This window comes from Dechloromonas sp. H13, assembly GCF_009469615.1.
Lineage (GTDB): Bacteria > Pseudomonadota > Gammaproteobacteria > Burkholderiales > Rhodocyclaceae > Azonexus.
Map to the genome: position 1 here is coordinate 290,784 of NZ_SSXX01000001.1, position 17,477 is coordinate 308,260.

The 17,477-nt window shown below is 63.3% G+C and carries 21 protein-coding genes; 9 read left to right on the forward strand and 12 right to left on the reverse strand.

Annotated elements, in window-relative coordinates:
* Positions 1 to 89: 89 nt before the first annotated feature.
* Genes rplS through rpsP form a run of 4 tightly spaced genes read right to left on the reverse strand, consistent with a single transcriptional unit; the run spans position 90 to position 2,033 of the window.
* The gene (gene rplS / locus GH660_RS01390; RefSeq protein WP_153144784.1) at positions 90 to 467 is read right to left on the reverse strand and encodes a 50S ribosomal protein L19; all 378 of its coding nucleotides are present in this window, start codon (positions 465 to 467) and stop codon (positions 90 to 92) included.
* A gap of 25 nt (positions 468 to 492) precedes the next feature.
* Positions 493 to 1,257 (reverse strand): tRNA (guanosine(37)-N1)-methyltransferase TrmD, encoded by a 765-nt coding sequence (gene trmD, locus GH660_RS01395; protein WP_228276311.1) that lies wholly within the window; start codon positions 1,255 to 1,257, stop codon positions 493 to 495.
* A complete protein-coding gene (rimM, locus tag GH660_RS01400; RefSeq protein WP_153144785.1) occupies positions 1,254 to 1,766 on the reverse strand; it encodes a ribosome maturation factor RimM in 513 nt (170 codons plus the stop codon). Before rimM ends, trmD begins: the two co-directional genes overlap by 4 nt.
* A gap of 12 nt (positions 1,767 to 1,778) precedes the next feature.
* Positions 1,779 to 2,033, reverse strand: a complete 255-nt coding sequence (gene rpsP / locus GH660_RS01405) for a 30S ribosomal protein S16 (RefSeq protein ID WP_153144786.1) — start codon at positions 2,031 to 2,033, stop codon at positions 1,779 to 1,781.
* Positions 2,034 to 2,216: 183 nt separating this feature from the next.
* On the opposite strand from rpsP, the gene GH660_RS01410 reads away from it, so the two are divergent.
* Positions 2,217 to 3,731 carry a hypothetical protein gene (locus GH660_RS01410; RefSeq protein WP_153144787.1) on the forward strand — a complete coding sequence of 505 codons (1,515 nt, stop codon included), beginning with the start codon at positions 2,217 to 2,219 and terminating at the stop codon, positions 3,729 to 3,731.
* On the opposite strand, the gene GH660_RS01415 is transcribed toward GH660_RS01410, so the two are convergent.
* Positions 3,703 to 4,491 carry a YihY family inner membrane protein gene (locus tag GH660_RS01415; RefSeq protein ID WP_194266198.1) on the reverse strand — a complete coding sequence of 263 codons (789 nt, stop codon included), beginning with the start codon at positions 4,489 to 4,491 and terminating at the stop codon, positions 3,703 to 3,705. The genes GH660_RS01410 and GH660_RS01415 overlap by 29 nt on opposite strands.
* A 66-nt stretch (positions 4,492 to 4,557) precedes the next feature.
* Here GH660_RS01415 and wrbA point away from each other — a divergent pair, with 66 nt between their 5' ends.
* Entirely contained in the window at positions 4,558 to 5,154 is a 597-nt protein-coding gene (gene wrbA / locus GH660_RS01420) for an NAD(P)H:quinone oxidoreductase (protein ID WP_153144789.1), read from the forward strand.
* The gene (locus GH660_RS01425) at positions 5,151 to 5,519 is read left to right on the forward strand and encodes a DUF2069 domain-containing protein (protein ID WP_228276312.1); all 369 of its coding nucleotides are present in this window, start codon (positions 5,151 to 5,153) and stop codon (positions 5,517 to 5,519) included. Before wrbA ends, GH660_RS01425 begins: the two co-directional genes overlap by 4 nt.
* Before the next feature lie 31 nt (positions 5,520 to 5,550).
* On the opposite strand, the gene GH660_RS01430 is transcribed toward GH660_RS01425, so the two are convergent.
* The 5 genes from GH660_RS01430 to ilvB form a co-directional block, all read right to left on the reverse strand.
* The gene (locus tag GH660_RS01430) at positions 5,551 to 7,092 is read right to left on the reverse strand and encodes a 2-isopropylmalate synthase (RefSeq protein ID WP_153144790.1); all 1,542 of its coding nucleotides are present in this window, start codon (positions 7,090 to 7,092) and stop codon (positions 5,551 to 5,553) included.
* A gap of 16 nt (positions 7,093 to 7,108) precedes the next feature.
* Complete coding sequence (gene pssA, locus GH660_RS01435; RefSeq protein ID WP_153144791.1) at positions 7,109 to 7,861, reverse strand: CDP-diacylglycerol--serine O-phosphatidyltransferase; 753 nt, start codon at positions 7,859 to 7,861, stop codon at positions 7,109 to 7,111.
* A gap of 178 nt (positions 7,862 to 8,039) precedes the next feature.
* On the reverse strand, positions 8,040 to 9,056 hold the full coding sequence (gene ilvC / locus GH660_RS01440; RefSeq protein ID WP_153144792.1) for a ketol-acid reductoisomerase: 1,017 nt from the start codon (positions 9,054 to 9,056) through the stop codon (positions 8,040 to 8,042).
* 23 nt (positions 9,057 to 9,079) lie between these two features.
* Complete coding sequence (ilvN, locus tag GH660_RS01445) at positions 9,080 to 9,571, reverse strand: acetolactate synthase small subunit (RefSeq protein WP_153144793.1); 492 nt, start codon at positions 9,569 to 9,571, stop codon at positions 9,080 to 9,082.
* Positions 9,572 to 9,591: 20 nt separating this feature from the next.
* Positions 9,592 to 11,292: a biosynthetic-type acetolactate synthase large subunit gene (gene ilvB, locus GH660_RS01450; protein WP_153144794.1), complete on the reverse strand. Its 1,701-nt coding sequence runs from the start codon at positions 11,290 to 11,292 to the stop codon at positions 9,592 to 9,594.
* A gap of 121 nt (positions 11,293 to 11,413) precedes the next feature.
* Between ilvB and GH660_RS01455 the strand changes: the two genes are divergently transcribed.
* From GH660_RS01455 to GH660_RS01470, 4 genes are read left to right on the forward strand one after another with little or no spacing between them, the layout of a single operon-like run.
* Positions 11,414 to 11,977, forward strand: coding sequence for an RNA polymerase sigma factor (locus tag GH660_RS01455; RefSeq protein ID WP_153144795.1), 564 nt, complete (start codon positions 11,414 to 11,416; stop codon positions 11,975 to 11,977).
* Positions 11,974 to 12,363, forward strand: coding sequence for a DUF3619 family protein (locus GH660_RS01460; RefSeq protein WP_153144796.1), 390 nt, complete (start codon positions 11,974 to 11,976; stop codon positions 12,361 to 12,363). The genes GH660_RS01455 and GH660_RS01460 overlap by 4 nt, the downstream gene beginning before the upstream one ends.
* Positions 12,333 to 12,890 (forward strand): DUF3106 domain-containing protein, encoded by a 558-nt coding sequence (locus GH660_RS01465; protein ID WP_153144797.1) that lies wholly within the window; start codon positions 12,333 to 12,335, stop codon positions 12,888 to 12,890. Before GH660_RS01460 ends, GH660_RS01465 begins: the two co-directional genes overlap by 31 nt.
* The gene (locus tag GH660_RS01470) at positions 12,890 to 13,309 is read left to right on the forward strand and encodes an RDD family protein (RefSeq protein WP_153144798.1); all 420 of its coding nucleotides are present in this window, start codon (positions 12,890 to 12,892) and stop codon (positions 13,307 to 13,309) included. Before GH660_RS01465 ends, GH660_RS01470 begins: the two co-directional genes overlap by 1 nt.
* Positions 13,310 to 13,313: 4 nt before the next feature.
* On the opposite strand, the gene lptG is transcribed toward GH660_RS01470, so the two are convergent.
* Positions 13,314 to 14,399, reverse strand: coding sequence for an LPS export ABC transporter permease LptG (gene lptG / locus GH660_RS01475; RefSeq protein ID WP_228276313.1), 1,086 nt, complete (start codon positions 14,397 to 14,399; stop codon positions 13,314 to 13,316).
* A complete protein-coding gene (lptF, locus tag GH660_RS01480; protein ID WP_153144799.1) occupies positions 14,399 to 15,481 on the reverse strand; it encodes an LPS export ABC transporter permease LptF in 1,083 nt (360 codons plus the stop codon). The genes lptG and lptF overlap by 1 nt, the downstream gene beginning before the upstream one ends.
* A 71-nt stretch (positions 15,482 to 15,552) precedes the next feature.
* Between lptF and GH660_RS01485 the strand changes: the two genes are divergently transcribed.
* On the forward strand, positions 15,553 to 17,049 hold the full coding sequence (locus GH660_RS01485; protein ID WP_153144800.1) for a leucyl aminopeptidase: 1,497 nt from the start codon (positions 15,553 to 15,555) through the stop codon (positions 17,047 to 17,049).
* Positions 17,046 to 17,474, forward strand: a complete 429-nt coding sequence (locus GH660_RS01490) for a DNA polymerase III subunit chi (RefSeq protein WP_153144801.1) — start codon at positions 17,046 to 17,048, stop codon at positions 17,472 to 17,474. The genes GH660_RS01485 and GH660_RS01490 overlap by 4 nt, the downstream gene beginning before the upstream one ends.
* The last annotated feature ends 3 nt before the right edge of the window (positions 17,475 to 17,477 follow it).

Here is a 17,477-nt window from a genome sequence, read left to right on the forward strand (position 1 = left end):
CTGCGGTCGACGCCCGATTTCGGGCAAAAACCAAAAAAAGAAACGGGGCGCCCGCGGCGCCCCGTTTGCTTTTTGCCTGAACGGACTGCTTAGGCGGCAGTCGTCTTGCGCACCAGCTTTTCCTTGATGCGGGCGGACTTGCCGGAACGCTCGCGCAGATAGTAGAGCTTGGCGCGACGCACGTCGCCGCGACGCTTGAGCTCAATCGCAGCAACCAGCGGGGAATAGGTCTGGAAAGTACGCTCGACGCCTTCGCCGGAAGAAATCTTGCGAACGATGAAGGAGGAGTTCAGGCCGCGGTTGCGCTTGGCGATGACGACACCTTCGTAGGCCTGCAGACGCTCGCGGTTGCCTTCCTTGACCTTCACCTGGACGACGACGGTGTCGCCCGGGGCAAATTCGGGAATGGTCTTGCCGGCGCTGACGCGGGCGACTTCTTCTTGCTCGAGTTGTTGAATCAGGTTCATGTGAGATCCTTCAATTTATAAACATCTACTCACCGCATTGCTCCTCTCCGGACAGTTCCGTGAGGAGTTGCGTTTCTTCCGCGCTCAACACGCGGTGCGCCAGCAAATCCGGCCGGCGCTTCCGGGTCCGCGCCAGCGACTGCTTGAGCCGCCAGCGACGAATTCTCTTGTGGTCGCCGGACATCAAGACCTCCGGCACCGCCGCGCCCTCGTAAACCTCCGGACGGGTGTAGTGCGAACAATCCAGCAAACCACCGACAAACGAATCTTCCACCGCCGAAGCGGCATCACCAAGCACCCCCGGTAACTGGCGGACGACGGCATCGATCAACACCATCGCCGGCAACTCGCCGCCGGACAGCACGAAATCCCCGATCGAAATTTCCTCATCGACGCAGCGCTCGATCAGACGCTCGTCGATTCCTTCATAGCGACCGCAAAGAAGGATCAGCCCTTCCTCGCCCGTCGCCAGCCGCATGACCCGTTCGTGGGTCAGCGGCGCGCCCTGCGGCGAGAGGTAGATGACCCGGCTCGTCGCCAGCCCCGCCGCGCCCTGCTCCAGCTTCGCGGCATTGATCGCCTTCTCCAGCGGCCCCGGCTGCATCACCATGCCCGGCCCGCCGCCAAAGGGGCGATCATCGACCCGTCGCCAGGCATTCTCGGCGAAATCCCGCGGATTCCACCCCTGCCACGCCCAGCGCCCTTCCTCCAGCGCCCGACGGGTAATGCCACTCTCCGTCACAGCGGCGAACATCTCCGGGAAAAGGGTAATGCAGTCGAACCGGATCACCAGTCGCTGCCCCACTCCACCCGAATCAGCCCCGCTTCCTTCTCCACCGCCAGCACCACTGCCGCCACGAAGGGCAACAGGCGCTCGGCATCGTCATCGCCAACAACGCGCAGAACGTCGTTGGCGCCCGTCTCGATCAGCCCGGCCACCTTGCCGAGCCGCTCGCCGGCAGTATTGACGACTTCCAGGCCGATCAGATCGGCCCAGTAAAACTCGTTTTCCCCGGTCTTCGGCAACGCCGAACGAGGCGCCGCGACCAGTAGCCCCTTCATCGCCTCGGCAGCTGTCCGGTCCGGCACGCCATCGAGTCGCACGACCAGACCATCGCCATGCGCCCGCATGCCCTGCGGCCGACATTCGCGCCACGGCCCGCCTTCCTTGCCGATCCACCACGCGGGCATTTCCGCCCAGGTCAGCGGATCATCCGCGAAGGGGTACAACCTGAGCCAGCCCTGGACTCCGTAGGGGTCGGCAAGCCGCCCCAGCACAACGAAGTCGTTGCCGGCCAACGCAGGAACTGCTTAGGCAGCCTGCTGGGCGGCGTGCTGCTTGACCAGACGGGCAACCGTCGGGGACAGCTGGGCGCCATTCTGTTGCCAGTAGGTCAGGCGGTCGACGGCGACGCGCAGCGCTTCGGCATTGCCGGCGGCAACCGGGTTGTAGAAGCCGATACGCTCGACGAAGCGGCCATCGCGGCGATTGCGCGAATCGGTAACGACCATGTTGTAGAAAGGACGCTTCTTGGCGCCGCTACGGGCAAGACGGATAACAACCATGGAAATTCTTTCGTTGCTTGAAAAAAGACCCGAGATTATATCGCTTAATCAAGGAAAAACAAGCCACTTAGAGGTGCTGCGGGGAGGATGTCCGCCCCCACCGACCATTGCGCCGCTCCCTTGACCCGTCGGTCGCTTGCGCATGGCGAAAACTGCCGAGATTGTTTATCCTGCCTCCCCAATATGTCCGCTGATTCCCACCCGTCGTTCGAGCACCCGCTCGATGGTCATGCCAAGTCCATCCTGGAATGGCTTGCGCTCGCGCATGGCCGGACCGGCGCCGAGGATGCCGGCGAGCTGTTGCAGCAACTGCTGCTGTTGCGCGAATCGCCGACCACGACCGGCCAGCGGACCCAGCTTCTCGATCTCCTGCACAGGCACGGCGAGCGCGTCGTCAGCGCCGAATTGCCGGCCCTGCACGGCATTAGCCTGCCGGTTTCACGCAAGGTGCGACAACGCACCATGATCATCCAGGAAGTTCTCGAAACGCTGGCCCAGGAGTACCTCAACACCCTTTCGGAGCTTTTCGACCCGCGCAACACCGCCCACCGCAACGCACCGGACCAGACCCTGCGCAAGGTCATGCAATGCGTCGCCTGGCATATCCGCATCAGCCATCTGATCGCCGCACCCAACAGCATCGGAATCTGGCAGCAGTTGCACGCCGCCTACCGCACCGCGCGCCGACTGGGGCTCGCCGAGGTAGCGGGGCCCGACGGCGAGCCATCCGTCCGGCACGTCTATGCCCACATCCTGCTCGCGGCGATTGCCCAGCCGGCATCGTTCTGCTCAAGCGAACTGGAGTTCATCACCGATTACATCGCATCCAGCGTCAAGCCAGTGGATATTTTCGAGACCCCGCCGCTGGACCGCACCGGCGTCTTCTGGCTGGATCTGGACCAGGATTTTCCCGCCCACGCGCTGGCGCGGCGCATGCCGCCCGCCGATACGCTGGCCCTCTACTTTGCCTGCGACCTCGTCGCCCGCGACGTGCGCGAGCATCTCGCCGCGCTGGACAACGGCGCGCCAGCCATCAGCCTCGGCCTGCCTGAGTTTGCCGACACCCCGGCCGGGCGCGGTGTCCTGCGTCGCCTCGCCCTGCTCTGGGGCCAGCCGGCAACGCGCCGCTATCCGCGCCGGCGCCAGTCCTACCGGGTCAACCTCTGCGCCGGCCTGGAGCAGCTCTGGCACCTGATTCGCCACCCGGACAAGGAAAGGCAGATCAGCGAATGGATGGTCACCAACGAAAGCCCTGACGGCTACGCGCTGATGCACATCGCCGGCCCGACCGCCCACCTTAGGGTTGGCGACATCGTCGCCGTGCAGCCGACCGGTGAACGCGCCGAAAGATTCCCCAGCTGGCATGTCGGCATCGTGCGCTGGGCCATTTCCGAAAACCCGGCGCATATCGAAATCGGCATGCAGCAACTGGCCTCGCACGCCATCGCCGCCGAAGTCATCCGGCCGCTCGAACTCGAAGCCGGCAATCTCTCGGCGCTGATCCTTCCCGAAATGCCCCCACTGCGCGCCCAGCCCTCCCTCGTGGCGCCGACCGGCAAGCTCAGCGAGCACGAGCGGCGCCTGATCATTCTCGTCGAGCAGGACAACCTGGGCATCCGCGAGGTGCGGCCGACCGGGCTCACCGAGCAGACGGCCAGCATCGAGGTCTTCAGCGTCGTGCCGGACGATAAGTCGTAGCGGCGATCAGCCCGCCGAGCAGCACCACCGCCCAGCTCAGGTGCAGCCACACCAGAAAGACCGGGAACGCGGCGAAAGCGCCATACACGCTCTTCAGGATCGCCGAGCTGCCGAGGAACAGCTCGAATATCTTCTGCATGACCGCGAACGCCACGGTGGCGAACAATCCGCCCAGCACCGCGGCGCGCCGCGCCACCGGCGCATTCGGCACGGCGTAGTAGAGAAAGGAAAAGAACAGGCCGAGGACGATCAGCGAGATCGCCTTGAACGATACCCGGCGCGCCCATTCCGCCTCCTGGATGAAACCGAGCGAGGTGGTGACCGCAAACGATATGGCCGCCGCCACCGCCGCCAGGATGAACGGCCAGACCAGCATCGCGAAGGCATAGAGCTTGAGTCGGATGAAGAAGGGACGCGGCTTCACCTGCCAGACGTGATTGAACGCCCGCTCGATGGTGTGCATCAGCATGAAGGCGGTGATGCTCAGGAAGGCGATGCCTGCTGCGGTCAACTGCTGCGCGCGATGCGAAAAGCGGCCGATGCTACCGGAAATGGTCCGCGCCGCCGAGCTCGGCAGGAAGGAGTCCTGGACCAGTTGTTCCAGCCGCGACAGCAGGATGTCGAGATAGGGAACGGCGTCGGCCACCGCCAGAATGACCGTCGCCAGCGGCACCAGCGCCAGCAAGGTGGTGAACGCGAGGGCCGAACTGGTCTGCATCATGTTCTCGGTGCGGAAGCGCCGGATGATCGTTCCCGCCACACCGGGTTTCGGTTGCGCGCGCCGATATCGGGAGTGAGTCTGCATGGGGCCGTATAATAGCCGACCATGCTCGATATCCTTGTTCTCTACTACAGCCACCGCGGCTCGGTGCGCGCCCTCGCCGAACGGATCGCGCGCGGCATCGAATCGGTCCCCGGCGTGCAGGCCCGGTTGCGCACCGTCCCCCGGGTGTCCACCGTCTGCGAGGCACTGGAAGCCGGCGTTCCCGAGACGGGCGCGCCCTACGTCGAAGCCGCCGACCTCGACGAATGTGGCGGCCTGGCGCTAGGCAGCCCGGTGCGCTTCGGCAACATGGCGGCGCCGATGAAATATTTCTGGGACGGCACCATCGCCGCCTGGCAGAACGGGACGCTGGTCGGCAAGCCGGCCTGCGTCTTCACATCGAGCAGCAGCCAGCATGGCGGCAACGAATCGACCCTCCTCTCGATGACCCTGCCCCTCATTCATCACGGCATGCTGGTCATGGGCCTGCCCTTCACCGAATCCGATATCAGCCACACCCGGCACGGTGGCACCCCTTATGGCGCCAGCCACGTCGCCGGCGCCGACGGCAACCCGCTGCTGGCCGAGAGCGAAAGCCGGCTTGCCTTCGCGCAGGGCCGGCGGCTGGCAAATATTGCCCTGAAACTGAGTCGACCGTGACAGCCCAACGTTATCAATTCATGGCCAGCGCCAGCCTCATCGCGCTGATCTTCCTGTGCCTGGGATGGGAACTCTGGTGGGCGCCGCTGCGGCCCGGCGGCTCCTGGCTGGCGCTCAAGGCGGTGTTTCTGCTGGCGCCGCTGTTCGGCATCCTGCACGGCAGGCGCTATACGTACAAATGGGTCTCGCTGTTCGTACAGTTCTACCTGCTCGAAGGACTGGTGCGCGCCACCAGCGAGCGCGGCCCGGCGCAATGGCTGGCCGTCGGCGAGATCGTCCTGGCCGGCCTGTTGTTCGTATCGGCCGTTCTCTACATCCGCGCCACGCGCGCACCGCAAAAGGAAAAAGCCGCGTCAGCAAGCTGAGGCGGCCTCCGGCAACAGCGCAGCGGGTCGATCAGACGTCGCCCTGCGCCCGCACCTTGTCCAGCGTCGAATGCAGCTTGTTGAGCGCATTCAGGTAGGAGCGCGCCGAGGCGATGACGATGTCGGTATCGGCGCCGTTGCCATTGACGATGCGCCCGCCCTTCGAGAGGCGCGTGGTGACCTCGCCCTGCGCATCGGTACCGGTGGTAATGGCGTTGACCGAGTAGAGCAGAAGCTCGGCGCCGCTGCCGACGATGCCCTCGATCGCCTTGAAGGTGGCATCGACCGGGCCGCCGCCGCCCGCTGCACCCTTGTGCTCGACGCCGCCGACATTGAGGATCACCGTCGCCTGCGGCATCTCGCCGGTTTCCGAACAGACGTGCGAATAGACCAGCTTGTAGTGTTCCTGCTCCGGCGTCACCACTTCGTCGGAAACGAGCGCGTGGAGGTCCTCGTCGAAGATTTCGTGCTTGCGGTCGGCGAGTTCCTTGAAGCGGGCGAAGGCGGCATTCAGGGCCTCGTCGCTTTCCAGTTCAATGCCGAGTTCCTGCAGGCGGCTCTTGAAGGCATTGCGTCCCGAATGCTTGCCGAGAACCAGCTTGTTCTGCGCCCAGCCAACATCCTGTGCACGCATGATTTCGTAGGTTTCGCGATGCTTCAGCACCCCGTCCTGGTGGATGCCCGATTCGTGGGCGAAGGCGTTGGCGCCGACCACCGCCTTGTTCGGCTGCACCGGATAGCCGGTGATTTGCGACACCAGTTTCGAGGCAGGAACGATCTGCGTCGTATCGATGCGCGTCTCGACCGGGAAGACATCGCCACGCGTGCGCACCGCCATGACGATTTCCTCCAGCGCCGCGTTGCCGGCCCGCTCGCCGAGGCCGTTGATCGTGCATTCGACCTGGCGGGCACCGGCCAGCACCGCCGCCAGCGAATTCGCCACACCGAGTCCGAGATCGTTATGACAATGCACCGACCACACCACCTTGTCGGAATTCGGCACCCGCTCGATCAGCTGGCGCATCGTCTCGGCATACTGGTAGGGAATGTTGTACCCCACGGTGTCCGGCACGTTGATCGTCGTTGCCCCGGCCTTGATCACGGCATCGAAGATGCGAACGAGGAAATCGATTTCCGAGCGCCCGGCATCCTCGGCCGAAAATTCGACGTTGTCGGTGTATTCGCGCGCCCAGCCGATCGCCTTGATCGCCTGCTCGACCACTTGGTCCGGCGTCATGCGCAGCTTCTTCTCCATGTGGATCGGCGAGGTGGCGATGAAGGTGTGGATGCGGCCCGAGGTTGCCGGGCGGATCGCCTCGCCGGCGCGCCGGATGTCGTTTTCGTTGGCGCGCGCCAGCGAGCAGACGGTCGAATCCTTGATGGCATGCGCGATCGCCTGGATCGAATCGAAATCGCCGGGCGAAGCGGCGGCGAAGCCGGCCTCGATGACGTCGACCCGCATTTTTTCAAGCTGGCGGGCGACGCGGATCTTCTCTTCCCGGGTCATCGAAGCGCCGGGGCTCTGTTCGCCATCGCGCAGTGTGGTATCAAAAATATACAGATGCTGTTTCATATTCTGCTCCGAGATGTCAGGCGGTCTTGCGCTTGAAGAAGCTGACCGCGGCCAGCACATAGCCGGACAAACCGTAGACCACGAAAAACCCGAAGAGGGTCATTTCAGGACTGATCGAAACCAGCGCAAAACCGAGCGCGATCGCGGCAATGGCGAAGAACGGCACGCTCTTGCGCAGATTGAAGTCCTTGAAGCTGTAATAGCGGATATTGGAAACCATCGTCAGCCCGGCGAACAGGGTGAACACGCAGGCCAGCCAGCGCACGTCGCTGCCGGGAATGCCGGAGACGATCATGACCCACACTAGCCCCGCGACCAGGGCGGCGGCGGCGGGCGACGGCAGGCCCTGGAAATAGCGCTTGTCCACCACTTGCAGCGTCGTATTGAAGCGCGCCAGACGCAGGGCGGCACAGGCGCAATAGACGAACGCGGCGACCCAGCCCAGCCGGCCGAGGTCGCGCAGGGCCCATTCGTAAATGACCAACGCCGGCGCCGCGCCGAAGCTGACCATGTCGGCGAGCGAATCGTATTCCGCCCCGAAGGCCGACTGGGTATTGGTCATGCGCGCGACACGGCCATCGAGTCCATCGAGCACCATGGCGATGAAGATCGCCATGGCCGCGCGTTCGAAATCCCCCTGCATCGCCTGGACGATGGCGAAGAACCCGGCGAACAGCGCCGCCGTGGTGAACAGATTGGGCAGCACATAAATGCCGCGCCGCTTGAGTTCCGGATTGAAGATGGTCTTGCGGGGCTTGAGTTCGGTCATTGGCAAACAGTCAGTAGGCAACCGGAAAAGGATACACCCGGCGCCATCAAAATCCGCAAACAACAAGGGCGGTGCAGTTCCCCACACCGCCCGAAGCGAAGGTGGCGCCGGGCGCGCGCAGACCGTACGTTATCAGTACGGCATGCGGGCGTAGCGACGCGCTAACGAGCCAGCCGATTTAGTTCTTGGACTGGTCGACCAGCTTGTTCTTCTTGATCCACGGCATCATGTCGCGCAGCTTCTCGCCGACCTGCTCGATCGGGTGGGCAGCGGTCAGGCGACGACGGGCAGTCATGCTTGGGTAGTTGGTACGGCCTTCGAGGATGAACATCTTGGCGTATTCGCCGGTCTGGATGCGCTTCAGGGCATTGCGCATGGCGACACGGGATTGCTCGTTGATGACTTCCGGACCGGTCACGTACTCGCCGTATTCGGCGTTGTTCGAGATCGAGTAGTTCATGTTGGCGATGCCGCCTTCGTACATCAGATCGACGATCAGCTTCAGTTCGTGCAGGCACTCGAAGTAGGCCATTTCCGGCGCATAGCCGGCTTCGGTCAGGGTTTCGAAGCCCATCTTGACCAGTTCGACGGCACCGCCGCAGAGCACGGCCTGTTCGCCGAAGAGGTCGGTTTCGGTTTCTTCACGGAAGTTGGTCTCGATGACGCCACCCTTGGTACCGCCGTTGGCCGCGGCGTAGGACAGGGCGATGTCCTTGGCCTTGCCGGACTTATCTTGGTAGACGGCGATCAGCGACGGCACGCCGCCGCCTTTCAGGTACTCGGAACGGACGGTGTGGCCCGGGCCCTTCGGGGCAACCATGATGACGTCGACGTCGGCACGCGGCACGACCTGGTTGTAATGCACGTTGAAGCCGTGGGCAAACGCCAGGGCGGCGCCCTTCTTGAGGTTCGGGGCGACTTCCTCGTTGTACACCTGCGGAATGTTCTCGTCCGGCAACAGGATCATGACCACGTCGGCGCCCTTGACCGCCTTGGCGATCTCTTCGACCTTCAGACCGGCGGCTTCGGCCTTCTTCCAGGAAGCGCCTTCCTTGCGCAGGCCGACGGTAACCTTGACGCCGGAATCCTTAAGGTTCTGGGCGTGGGCGTGGCCCTGCGAGCCGTAACCAACGATGGTGACCTTCTTGCCCTTGATCAGGGAAAGGTCGGCGTCCTTGTCGTAATAAACTTTCATGAATTCCTCTTGGAGAACAGTAGTCAGACTTTGAGAATGCGATCACCGCGACCGATGCCACAGACGCCGGTACGAACGGTTTCGAGAATCAGGCCGGCGTCGAGTCCGGCGATGAAGGAGTCGAGCTTGGAGCTTGCTCCGGTCAACTCGATGACATAGGTCGATTCCGTGACGTCGATGATGCGGCCACGGAAAATATCGGCCATCCGCTTCATCTCTTCGCGGTCCTTGCCGGTGGCGCGAACCTTGATCAGCATCAGTTCGCGCTCGACGTGCGCGGCTTCGGAGAGATCGACCACCTTGACCACATCAATCAGCTTGTTGAGCTGCTTGGTGATCTGCTCGAGTACCTCGTCGGAACCCCTGGTCAGGATGGTCATCCGGGACAGCGAGGGATCTTCCGTCGGTGCCACGGTCAGCGATTCGATGTTATAGCCGCGTGCCGAGAACAGGCCGGCCACACGGGAAAGCGCACCCGATTCGTTTTCGATCAGGATGGAAATGATGTGTCGCATATTCTTGTTCCTCTCCCGCCTTACAGATCTTCGGCGAGGATCATTTCGGTCAGTCCCTTGCCCGCCGCCACCATCGGGAAGACGTTGGCCGCCGGGTCGATGATGAAGTCGAGGAAGACCAGGTCATCCTTGTGTTCGACGAAGGCCTTGCGCAACGCCGGCTCGACGTCTTCCGGCTTTTCCACCTTGATGCCGACGTGGCCGTAGGACTCGGCCAGCTTGACGAAATCGGGCAGCGAAGTGACGTAGGACTGCGAGTAGCGCTTGGAATAGAACATTTCCTGCCACTGGCGGACCATGCCGAGCATGCCGTTGTTCAGGTTGATGATCTTGATCGGCAACCCGTACTGCTTGCAGGTGGACATTTCCTGGATGCACATCTGGATCGATGCCTCGCCGGTCACGCAGGCGACCTGCGCATCGGGGTTGGCCATCAGGACGCCCATGCCGTACGGCAGGCCGACGCCCATGGTGCCCAGGCCGCCGGAGTTGATCCAGCGCCGCGGCTTGTCGAACTTGTAGTACTGCGCGGCGAACATCTGGTGCTGGCCGACGTCGGAAGTCACGAAGGCGTTGCCCCCGGTCACCTCATAGAGCTTCTCCATGACGTACTGCGGCATGATGTGCTCCACCTGCTTGTAACGCAGACTGTCGCGACCGCGCCACTCCTCGATCTGCTTCCACCAGTTGGCCACCTCCGGATTAGCCTTGAAGCCACCGGCGACCAGCTTGAGCAACTCGTCCAGCACGTCGGCGACATTGCCGACGATGGGCACATCGACCTTGACGCGCTTGGAAATCGACGACGGGTCAATGTCGATGTGGATCACGCGGCGCTTTTCCTGACCGAAATGATCGGGGTTGCCGATCACGCGGTCGTCGAAGCGGGCACCGACCGCCAGAATCACGTCGGCGTAGTGCATCGCGTTGTTCGCCTCATAAGTGCCATGCATGCCGAGCATGCCGACGAACTGGCGATCGGTCGCCGGATAGCCGCCGAGCCCCATCAGCGTGTTGGTCACCGGGAAGTCCAGCTTGCGCGCCAGTTCGGTCAGTTGCGGCGCTGCGTCCGAGAGGATCACGCCACCGCCGGTATAGATGATCGGCCGCTTCGCTTCCTGCAGGATTTGCACGGCCTTCTTGATCTGGCCGAGATGCCCCTTGACTACCGGGTTGTAGGAGCGCATCTGGATGGTCTTTGGGTATTCGAATTCGCACACCTGGGCGGTGATGTCCTTGGGGATATCGACCACCACCGGTCCCGGGCGACCGGTCGCCGCAATATGGAAGGCCTTCTTGATGGTCAGCGCGAGATCCTTGACGTCCTTGACGAGGAAATTGTGCTTGACGCAGGGGCGGGTAATGCCGACCGTGTCGCATTCCTGGAAGGCATCCTGGCCGATGTAGGCAGTCGGCACCTGGCCGGTGATGACGACCATCGGGATCGAGTCCATGTAGGCAGTGGCAATGCCGGTCACTGTATTGGTCACGCCCGGCCCCGACGTCACCAGGGCGACGCCGACCTTTTGCGAGGAACGGGAATAGGCGTCCGCAGCATGAACGGCGGCCTGCTCGTGGCGAACCAGGATGTGCCGGACCTGATCCTGCTTGAAGAGCGCATCGTAAATGTGTAGAACGGAGCCGCCGGGGTAACCGAATACACACTCGACCTTTTCTTCCTGCAGGCACCTGATTACAATTTCTGCACCGCTGATCATCATTCTTTAGCCCAAAAAAGCTGTTGCCCGAAAAACGTATAACCTTAATCGACTGACCCTGTTCGGTCAAGGCGTTACAGCATAACCACAGGCTTTCCAAGGCCTTTTACCGGAAGAGACAACCCTGGCTTCACCCAACGAACTGGCGTTATTTCTCGAGTCCGTCGAACGGCGGGCGTTCAAGCAGGCCATCTTCGCCGTGCGGGAAGAGGAAGGTGCGCTCGACATCGTGCAGGACAGCATGCTCAAACTGGCGGAAAAATACGGCGACCGCCCGGCAGAGGAATTCCCGATGCTCTTCCAGCGCATCCTGCAGAACACGATTCGCGACTACTTCCGGCGCAGCAAGGTGCGCTCGATGTGGACGACCGTGCTGTCAGCCTTCTCGCCGAACGATGACGACGACCACGACCCGCTGGAAACGCTGGCCGCCGACGAGGACCCCGACGGGCCGCGGACCCCCGAAAGCCAGCTGCTTCAGGCCCAGACCCTGAACGCCATCGACGACGAAATAAAAAAATTGCCCGCGCGTCAACGGGAAGCCTTCCTCATGCGTTACTGGGAAGACATGGACGTCGCTGAAACCGCAGCGGCGATGGGGTGCTCAGAAGGCAGCGTCAAGACCCATTGCTCGCGCGCCACACACGCGCTGGCAGCCGCCCTGTCGGCAAGGGGTATCAAACTATGAATGAAGATCGTTATGCTTCGCGGGTTCGGCTGGCGCTGAACCATGGGCTGAAGGACATTTCGCCGGCTTCCGCCAGGCGGTTGGAAGCTGCTCGCCATCTCGCGCTGTCGCGCCAGAAGCAGTCCGCCCCGCAGATGGCGCTGACGAGCGGCAGTTCATCCGGCTTCCATTTCCGTTTCGCTTCGGACAACCGCCATCTGCGGCAGATCCTGGCCGTTCTTGCCCTGCTGCTCGGCATGTGGATATCGTTCTACATGGATAGCAACAACTATGTCGGCGAACTGGAAGCACTGGACAGCGCCCTGCTCTCGGACGACCTGCCTCCCGAGGCTTTCATGGATAACGACTTCTTCGAATGGTTAAAAGACGACTCTTCAGCGGAGTGATCCTCAGCCTGGCGTTGGCAACACCGCTTGCCGCCGCCCCCCCGACCACAGCAGTCATCGGCACCCCTCCCCAACCGGGCTGGAGCCTGCTGAACGCCCAGCAAAAAGCCATTCTGGCGCCGCTTGGCGTGGAATGGGACAAACTGGACAACATCAGCCGCAAGAAGTGGCTCGGCATCGCCGAACGTTACCCGACCCTGAAGCCGGACGAGCAGCGCCGACTGCAGGACCGCATGCGCGAATGGGTCAGCCTGACGCCTGAACAGCGCGCCAAGGTCAGGGACACCTACAAGGAATTCAACCAGCTTCCCTCGGAGCAGAAACAGACGGTCAAGCAGAAATGGGAGGCTTACTCGAACCTGCCGCCCGAAGAGAAGCAGCGCATTCGCCAGTCAGGCAAGTCGGTCCAACTGCTCGCTCCACCGCCGCCCGAGGCGCCTCCGCCGGCGGCGGAAGGACAACCCGACAACGAGGCGAGCAGCGCCTCGCCGGTTCCACCGACCACTCCCGAACCGGGCAGGAACTGATGGCGGAACCGATGCCCGGCATCGCCCGCCGCCTGGCGAGCATGCTGTATGAAAGTCTCGTGGTATTTGCCGTGCTGCTGGTCGGCTTCCTGCTGCCGCAGATCGTGCTCTTCGCCTACGGCCTGGGCATGAGCAACCGAATGCTGTGGCTACACGTGCTGGGCTTGCTGATGCTGTACTTCGTCTGGTTCTGGATGAACGGCGGCCAGACGCTCCCGATGAAAACCTGGAAACTTCGCCTGGCGGGTGCCAACGGCGAAGCACTGCGGCCGCTGCAGGCGATCCTGCGCTACCTCGCTGCGTGGCCGAGCATCCTGTTCTTCGGTATCGGCCTGCTCTGGGCGCTGTTCGACAAGGATCGCCAGTTTCTGCACGACCGCATCGCCGGCACGCGAATCGTCTTCGCCGAAAGACAGTGACGGCTCAGCGCCGCTCGACCCACCACAACATGCCGATCGCCGCCAGCAGGAACATGGCCGATGGTGCGCTGGCGCTGGCGAACGGGGGCCACGCGTTGATCACGCCGAGGTTCGAGAACAGCCCGTTCAGCGCGTAGAACAGGATGCCCAGCATGACCCCGGCGAAGATCTTCAGGCTGACGCCGCCAACCCGGTTGTGCGAATAGCCGAACGGCAACGCCAGCGCCACCATGACCAGTGACGCCAGCGGGTAGACCACTTTCTTCCAGATCGCGATTTCGTAACGTTCGGTCTTTTGCCGGTTGTCGGACAGATGCTGCTTGTAGTTGACCAGCCCCACCAGCGACATGCGCTCCGGGGCCACCATCAAAACCGACAGTAATTCCGGGTTGACCGCAGACATCCACTCGGCGGTGTCGAATCGCTCGACCCGCGACGTATCGCCATCGAGCACCGTGCGCACGACACCCTTGAGCAGCCAGTGCTCCGGCGGATTGAACTCCGCTTCTTCAACATCGGTCACCGACTCGAGCGCATTCGATGTATCGAACTTGTAGATGCGCACGCCACGCAGGCGCGCATCGGGCGTTGCCTCGCGGATATTGATGAAACTGCGGCCGTCCTTGACCCACAGGCCGGACTCGAAACCCTGCTGGGCGATCACGTTGCTCAGTGCGCGCGTCCGCAGTTCCTGTGCGAGGCGTTCGGAAACCGGCACCAACCCCTCGCCGACGACGACCGTCAGCAAGCCCAGCAACGCGGCCACCCGGAACAGCGTCATCAGCAAGTCGCGGGTCGCCAGGCCGGAAGCGCGCAGCACCGTGATCTCCGAATGCCGGGCCAGGGTCGACAAGGCATACAGGGTGCCGATCAGCGCCGCGATGGGAATCAGTTCGTAGATCATCCCGGGCAGGCTCAAGGCGACGAAAAACACGGCGTGGCCCAACTGGTAGCCACCCTTGCCGACGCTGCGCAATTCGTTGATTAGGTCGAAAAAGCTGAAGAGCGCCAGGAAGGCCACCAGGACGAGGAAAATGGCCCCCAGGGTTTCGCGCATCAGGTAGCGCTGGTAGAGACGCAGACGAAACATCAGGCGCGCCTTCGTTGCCACGGCATCTGCACGACGATGCGCTTGTAGAACAGCGCCACCAGCGGCACCAGCATCAACGCATGCGCCGCCCAGACGCCGACCCAGAACGACAGCTTGCCCTGCGCCACCCAGGCCTGGCTGACCGAGATCATGTTGCTGTAGATCGCGTAGATGAGGATGGCGATCAGCATGTTCGCCGAACGTCCGGCGCGCGGATTGACGTAGGAGAGGGGAATCGCCATCAAGGCGAGGATGATCGCCGAGACCGGCATCCCGATCCGCCACAGCAGTTCGCCGCGCGCCTGGTTGCTGTCGTCGAGCACCAGTTCGGTGATCGGCAGGCGGTTGGGCGAACGCTCGGCCGGCTTGGCCTGGCCATCCTCGGTCCGCACCTTGTAGCGCTCGAACTCCATGACCTTGAACTCCGGCGTTCCCGGCTCGACCTCGTAGCGCCGCCCATGCTCGAGAACCACGAAACGGTCGCCGTTGGGTGCGAACTCCTGATAGCCAGTGTCGGACATCACGACGCCCAACTTGCCCTCCTGCATCGTGGCGACGAACACGTTGCCGACGCGGCTGGCATCATCGGCGATCGACTCGACGAAAAAGACGCGCTGCCCGCGCTTGGCCTCGCGGAACGCCCCCGGCGACACCTGCGAAACGTCGCTGCGCGCCGAAAGGCGCTGTTTGTATTCGGCGGTGTTGTAGTTGGCCCACGGCGAAAGAAAACCGGAGAGCACCGCGATGGCCAGCACGATGGGCAGCGCGAACTTGAGGACCGGGCGTATCCACGCCGTCAGCGGCTGGCCGCAGGAAAACCAGACGACCATCTCCGAATCGCGATAGACGCGGGAAAGACTGAGCAGGATCGAGACGAACAGCGTCAGCGAAAGCAGGATGGGCATGAAATTCAGGGCGGCGAAACCGAGCAGCGAGGCCACTGCTTCGGGCGCAATGCGCCCGCCCGCCGCGTCCTTGAGCAGGCGAATCAATTGCGTGGAAGCGAGGATGGCCAGCAGGGCGACGCTGATGCCAGCAGCTGCCTGAGCGAACTCGCGCCGGGCGGCGCGCTCGAATATCATGCTTTGACGAAACCGAAAAAATGCGTGGATAATCCCACGGATACTGATATTTCCATGAACTGGAGCAGCCTGTGGAATTTAGCATAAAAAGCGGTAGCCCGGAGAAACAGCGCAGCGCCTGCGTCGTGGTCGGGGTCTTCGAGTCGCGCAAGCTCACCCTCGCCGCCGAGCTGCTCGACAAGGCCGCCAAGGGCTACATTTCCGATATCGTCCGCCGTGGCGACATGGATGGCAAGGCCGGCAGCACGCTCCTGCTGCACAATGTCCCCGGCACCCTCAGCGACCGCGTGCTGCTGATCGGCCTCGGCAAGGAAAAGGAATTCCACGAAAAGGAATTCGGCAGCGCCATCCGCACCGCCGTCAAGACGCTCAACGAGACCGGCGCCTTCGATGCTTCGTTGTTCCTCACCGAACTATCGGTCAGGAAGCGCAGTGTCGCCTGGCGGGTACGCCAGTGCGCCATGATCGCGCTCGACGCGACCTACAGGTTCGACCAGTTCAAGAGCAAGAAGGACGAAGTCCGTCGCCCGCTGCGCAAACTCACGCTCGGCATCGAACGGCGCAACGAACTGGCGCTGGCCGAGGAAGCGCTGGCGCAGGGCATCGCCATTGCCGAGGGCATGGCGGTGGCGAGGAATCTCGGCAACCTGCCGCCCAACGTCTGCCATCCGACCCATGTCGCCGAACAGGCGCAGGCCATGGCCAGGGAATTCAAGTTGCACTGCGAGGTCCTCGAGCGCGCCGACATGGAAAAGCTCGGCATGCACTCGCTGCTTTCCGTCGCCCAGGGCTCGCACCAGCCGCCCAAGCTGATCGTCCTCAGCCACCAGGGTGGCAAGGCCGGCGAGAAGCCGGTCGTGCTGGTCGGCAAGGGCGTCACCTTCGACACCGGCGGCATCTCCCTGAAGCCCGCGCCGGACATGGACGAGATGAAGTTCGACATGTGCGGTGCTGCCGGTGTGCTGGGGACCATGCACACCGTCGCCCGCCTCAAGCTGCCGATCAACCTGACCGTCATCGTGCCGGCCACGGAAAACATGCCGGGCGGCGGCGCCACCCGACCGGGCGACATCGTCACCTCGATGTCCGGCCAGACCATCGAGATCCTCAATACCGACGCCGAAGGCCGCCTGATCCTGTGCGATGCGCTGACCTACGCCGAACGCTTCGAGCCCGACACCGTCATCGACGTCGCCACCCTGACCGGCGCCTGCGTCGTCGCGCTGGGCAGCGTCGCCAGCGGACTTTTCGCCAACAAGGAAACGCTGGCCCGCGAACTGCTCGAGGCCGGTGAGGAAGCGCACGACCGCGCCTGGCACATGCCGCTGTGGGACGACTACCAGGAATTGCTGAAGAGCCCCTTCGCCGACATGGGCAACATCGGCGGCCGCTGGGCCGGCGCCATCACCGCCGCCTGCTTCCTGTCGCGCTTCACCAAGAAGTTCAAGTGGGCGCACCTCGACGTCGCCGGCACCGCCTACAAGTCGGGCGCCGACAAGGGCGCCACCGGCCGGCCGGTGCCCCTGCTCGCCCACTACCTGCTGCAGCGCGCCGGCAAGCTCAATTGACCCAGGTCTTCTTCTACCACGGCGCCGCGGACCGGATTGCCGCCGCCTGCGCCCTGCTCGGCGGTGCCTACGCGAAAAAGAAGTCGATGCTCGTCTTCGCCCCCGAAAAAGCGGTTGCCGACAGCGTTGACCGCATGCTGTGGACCCAGCCGGCCCTCGGCTTCGTGCCGCATTGCCGGGCGGATTCGCCGCTCGCCGCCGAGACGCCGATCCTGATCACCGACAGCCTCGACCAGTTGCCGCAGGATGAGCGGCTGATGAACCTGAGCCGGGACGTCCCGCCCGGCTTCTCGCGCTTCCACAGCCTGATCGAGGTGGTCGGCCGAGAGGACGCGGAGCGCGACAGCGCCCGCCAGCGCGTCAGGTTCTACAAGGACCGCGGCTACGAAGTACGCTACTTCGATCTCGGCGGGTGCGAGGATTAGCCC

Excerpts from the sequence above, each read along its gene's own strand:
- rplS (WP_153144784.1), bottom strand. The coding sequence starts at position 467 with ATGAACCTGATTCAACAACTCGAGCAAGAAGAAGTCGCCCGCGTCAGC.
- rpsP (WP_153144786.1), bottom strand. The coding sequence starts at position 2,033 with ATGGTTGTTATCCGTCTTGCCCGTAGCGGCGCCAAGAAGCGTCCTTTC.
- GH660_RS01410 (WP_153144787.1), top strand. The coding sequence starts at position 2,217 with ATGTCCGCTGATTCCCACCCGTCGTTCGAGCACCCGCTCGATGGTCAT.
- wrbA (WP_153144789.1), top strand. The coding sequence starts at position 4,558 with ATGCTCGATATCCTTGTTCTCTACTACAGCCACCGCGGCTCGGTGCGC.
- GH660_RS01430 (WP_153144790.1), bottom strand. The coding sequence starts at position 7,092 with ATGAAACAGCATCTGTATATTTTTGATACCACACTGCGCGATGGCGAA.
- pssA (WP_153144791.1), bottom strand. The coding sequence starts at position 7,861 with ATGACCGAACTCAAGCCCCGCAAGACCATCTTCAATCCGGAACTCAAG.
- ilvC (WP_153144792.1), bottom strand. The coding sequence starts at position 9,056 with ATGAAAGTTTATTACGACAAGGACGCCGACCTTTCCCTGATCAAGGGC.
- ilvN (WP_153144793.1), bottom strand. The coding sequence starts at position 9,571 with ATGCGACACATCATTTCCATCCTGATCGAAAACGAATCGGGTGCGCTT.
- ilvB (WP_153144794.1), bottom strand. The coding sequence starts at position 11,292 with ATGATGATCAGCGGTGCAGAAATTGTAATCAGGTGCCTGCAGGAAGAA.
- GH660_RS01460 (WP_153144796.1), top strand. The coding sequence starts at position 11,974 with ATGAATGAAGATCGTTATGCTTCGCGGGTTCGGCTGGCGCTGAACCAT.
- GH660_RS01465 (WP_153144797.1), top strand. The coding sequence starts at position 12,333 with ATGGTTAAAAGACGACTCTTCAGCGGAGTGATCCTCAGCCTGGCGTTG.
- GH660_RS01470 (WP_153144798.1), top strand. The coding sequence starts at position 12,890 with ATGGCGGAACCGATGCCCGGCATCGCCCGCCGCCTGGCGAGCATGCTG.
- lptG (WP_228276313.1), bottom strand. The coding sequence starts at position 14,399 with ATGTTTCGTCTGCGTCTCTACCAGCGCTACCTGATGCGCGAAACCCTG.
- lptF (WP_153144799.1), bottom strand. The coding sequence starts at position 15,481 with ATGATATTCGAGCGCGCCGCCCGGCGCGAGTTCGCTCAGGCAGCTGCT.